Below are 4,149 nucleotides of genomic sequence, written 5' to 3' on the forward strand. Positions count from 1 at the left end.
CGGCGGGTTCGAGTCCGGCTGCGGTGAGGGCGTCGTGGATGACGCGTTGTTGGGAGGGTCCGTTGGGTGCGGTGAGGCCGTTGCTGGCGCCGTCCTGGTTGATGGCTGAGCCGCGTAGGACGGCCAGCACCGGGTGCCCCTGAGCCTGGGCGTCCGAGAGGCGTTCGACCAGCAGCAGGCCGACGCCTTCGGAGAAGCCGGCGCCGTCGGCACCTGCCGCGAACGATTTGCAGCGGCCGTCCTCCGACAACCCCCGCTGCCTGCTGAACTCCACGAACAGCCCCGGGGTCGCCATCACCGTCACTCCGCCCGCGAGGGCCATGTCGCATTCGCCGCTGCGCAGGGCTTGGGCGGCCATGTGCAGGGCGACCAGCGAGGACGAACATGCCGTGTCCACGCTGACGGCGGGGCCCTCGAACCCGTACGTATAGGCGACACGGCCGCTGGCGATGCTGAACGCGCTGCCGTTGCCGAGGTAGCCCTCCAACTCCTCGGGGGCCCGCTGAATGCGCCCGCCGTAGTCGTTGTACATGATTCCGGTGTAGACGCCGGTTCGGGTGCCGCGGAGGGTGGTGGGGAGGATGCCTGCGTTTTCCAGGGCTTCCCAGGTGGTCTCCAGAAGGAGTCGTTGTTGTGGGTCGGTGGCGAGGGCTTCTCGGGGGCTCATGCCGAAGAAGTCGGGGTCGAAGTGGTGGGCGTTGTGGAGGAAGCCGCCGTGTTGGGTGTAGCTGGTTCCGGGGTGTTCGGGGTCGGGGTGGTAGAGGGTGTCCAGGTCCCAGCCGCGTTCTTGGGGGAAGCTGCTGATGCCTTCGCGTCCTTCGGAGACGAGTTGCCACAGGTCATCGGGTGAGGCCACTCCGCCGGGGTAGCGGCAGGCCATCCCGACGATCGCGATGGGCTCGTCGGCGTACCCGGTGCGGGCGGCAGGTCCGGTGGCCGGTTTGGGCTGTGCCGTGCTGATGAGTTGGGTGCGGAGGTGGGTGGCCAGTGCGGCGGGGGTGGGGTGGTCGAAGACGAGGGTGGCGGTCAGGCGCAGGCCGGTTGCGGTGTTGAGGCGGTTGCGTAGTTCCACCGCCGTCAAGGAGTCGAAACCCAGCCCCTGGAACGCCTGGTCGGACGCGATGCCGTGCGGGTCCGAGTGGCCCAGCACCGTGGCCACTTGGCCGCGTACCATTTCCAGAAGCAGCTTCTCCTGCTGCGCCTCCGGCAGGCCCGCGAGCCGCTCCGGCCAGGAGCCCGTGCCGCCGCCCGCGCCCGCGCCCGCGGCCCCGGTCACCCGGCGAACGGGGGTGCGTACTACGCCGCGCAATACCGGCGGCAGCGAGCCCGCCTCGGCCTCGGCGCGCAGCGCCTTGTTGTCGAACTTCGCCAGTACGAGAGCGTGACCGCCGCCCTCAAGGCCGAGAGCGCCGTCGAACAGGGCCATGCCCTCCTCCGACGACAGCGGCAGCACGCCGCCCCGCGCGAGACGCGTCTGTTCGCCGTTAGCCAGGTGGCTGGTGAGTCCGCTGGTCTGTTCCCAGAGTCCCCAGGCGAGGGAGGTGGCGGGGAGTCCTTGGGTGTGGCGGTGGTGGGCGAGGGCGTCGAGGAAGGTGTTGGCGGCGGCGTAGTTGGCCTGTCCGGGGTTGCCGAGGGTGCCGGCGGCGGAGGAGTAGAGGACGAAGGCGGACAGGTCGGTGCCGGCGGTCAGCTCGTGCAGGTTCCAGGCGGTGTCCACCTTGGGGCGGAGTGTGGTGGCGAGTTGTTCGGGAGTGAGGGAGGTGAGCACACCGTCGTCCAGTGCGCCGGCGGTGTGGATGACTGCGGTGAGGGGGTGTTGGTCGGGGATGGTGGCCAGGAGGGTGGCGAGGGTTTGGCGGTCGGTGGTGTCGCAGGCGGTGATGGTGACGTGGGCGCCTGCTGTGGTGAGTTCGGCCGCGAGTTCCGTGGCGCCGGGTGCGTCGGGTCCGCGTCGGCTGGTGAGCAGGAGGTGGCGTACTCCGTGCTCGGCGACCAGGTGACGGGCGAGCAGTCCGCCCAGGGTGCCGGTACCACCCGTGATCAGCACGGTCCCGTCCGGATCCAGCGTGGACGGGACGCCGGCGGCGCCGCCGCCCCCCTCGGACGCAGCGGACACAGCGGACACAGCGGACACGGCGGAAGCGGCGGAAGCGGCGGACCGCTCCGATGCCGAGGCCGGGAGCGCGACGCGCGCCAAGCGCGGCATGTACGCGCGTCCCTCTCGTAGCGCGATCTGTGGCTCGCCCGTGGCGACGGCCTCCATCAGGGCCTCGCGCGAGGCGTCCGTACCGTCGGTGTCCACGAGTTGGAAGCGCCCGGGGTTCTCGGCCTGCGCGCTGCGGACCAGCCCCCACAGGGCTGCGGCCGACGGGTCCACCAGCGGCTGTTCGGGCGTGGTCGCGACCGCGTGCCGGGTCAGCAGCACCAGCCGAGCCTCGGTGGGTGGTCCGGAAGCGGGCTCGGGAGCCCCTCCGGAACCTGTCTTCGGCCCGGCCTCGTTTTCCAGTGCCAGCCAGTCCTGGAGCAGCGCGAGCGCGTGCCGAGTGAGAGCGTGCGCCGCGCGGGCGGCGTCACCACCCCCTTCACCCCCACCGGCCCCCTCGTCGCCATGGCCTTCGCCACGCCCCTCGTCGCGGCCATCGCCGCTGGTCGAACTGACGGCCGGCGCCTCGCGCGAGCACGCCGTTCCATACGAGAACGCCGCCTCGCTCGGGAACGAGGAGCACGGCACGAGCACCGTCCCGTACCCGGCGCCGCTCTCCTCCCGCGCGGCACACAGCTCGGCGAGGTCGGCGTAGACGGCCACGCCGCCGCCGTCCCCCGTGCCAAGGGCCGGGCCGGCAGCGGAGGTCGCGGCGAGCGGATCGCCGCCGCCGATCACCGCCCATCCCTCGACCTCGGCAGTGGGGGAGGCGCCGCCGAGGCCGGGGAGCGCCAACGGGGACCAGTCGAGGTGGTAGCCCGTGTTACGGCGTCCCCGTTGCGACCCCACATGCTGCCCGGCGCTGATCGGCCGTGTCACCAGCGCCTCGACAGAGGCCACGGGCGCCCCCGCGCCGTCGTCCTGCGCCATGTCGCCGTTCCCGACGCCGCTCGCGAGGTCGAGCGCCAGCGTGTCGGCCGAGGGGCGGGTCATCCGCAGCCGCACCGCATCGGCGCCCGAGGCGTACAGCGTCACCCCTCGCCACGCGTACGGCAGCCGTAGCGCGTCCGACACCTCCGACACGTCCGGTGCGGACTCACTCGCGGAGCCGCCCGCCGGGCCGACCGGGCCGACCGGGCCGAGCGCCCCCGGGTGCAGGGCCGCGTCGAAGAGTGCCGGATGCAGAAGGAACCCGTCGCGGTCCGCTTCTGTCCCCTCGGGGAGCCGGGCCTCGGCGAAGACCGTCCCGTCCGCCGCCCGCCACGCCGCGCTCAGGCCCTGGAAGAGGGGGCCGTAGGCATAGCCCAGGTCGGTGAGGTGCGCGTACAGCTCATCCACGTCGCACGCCTCGGCCTGCGGCGGCGGCCACACCCGTGCCCAGGACGCCGTACTCTCCGGCATGCCCGGAGCCGCCGGTGTGAGGCGCCCCGTCGCGTGGGAGGTCCAGCCGCCCTCGTCGAATGCTTCCTCGATCGAGGCCGCATCCGGGACCGCACGCTCGGCACGCGAACGGAAATGAACCGCCCGCCCACCCGTCTCATCCGGCGCTCCCACGGTGAGCTGGAGTTGCGTGCTGCCGAGCGGCGGCAGGACGAGTGGCGCGTCCAGTGTCAGTTCCTCGACGCGCGCACACCCCAGCTCGCCGCCCGCGTGCAGCGCCAGCTCGACAAAGGCCGTACCGGGCAGCAGCACCGTGCCACCGTCGCCCTCCGTGCCCGCGAGGGCATGTTCGGCCAGCCAGGGGTGCGTACGGAGGGACAGCCCACCGGTAAAGAGGTGGCTCCCGTCCGGCAACTCCGCCACGGCCCCGAGCAGCGCGTGCCCCGTCGCACCCAGTCCCAGCGCCGAGGCATCGTTCGCCGCGGGCGGCTCTGAGATCCAGAAGCGTTCGTGTTGGAAGGGGTAGGTGGGGAGGTGGGGTGTGTGGGTGTGGGTGTGGTGGGTGTGGGTTGGGGTGGTGGTCCAGGTGGTGGGGGTGTGTCCGTGGGTGTGGGCTTGGGTGAGGG

Annotated in this window: 1 protein-coding gene; it reads right to left on the minus strand. The window is 72.4% G+C overall.

Features of this window, described 5'->3' with window-relative positions:
* Nucleotides 1-4,149: SDR family NAD(P)-dependent oxidoreductase (locus tag ABD339_RS33320; protein ID WP_344570918.1), on the minus strand; the 4,149-nt coding region annotated here is incomplete at both ends.

Origin of the sequence: Streptomyces axinellae (assembly GCF_039532135.1) — a bacterium.
Taxonomy (GTDB): Bacteria; Actinomycetota; Actinomycetes; order Streptomycetales; family Streptomycetaceae; genus Streptomyces; species Streptomyces axinellae.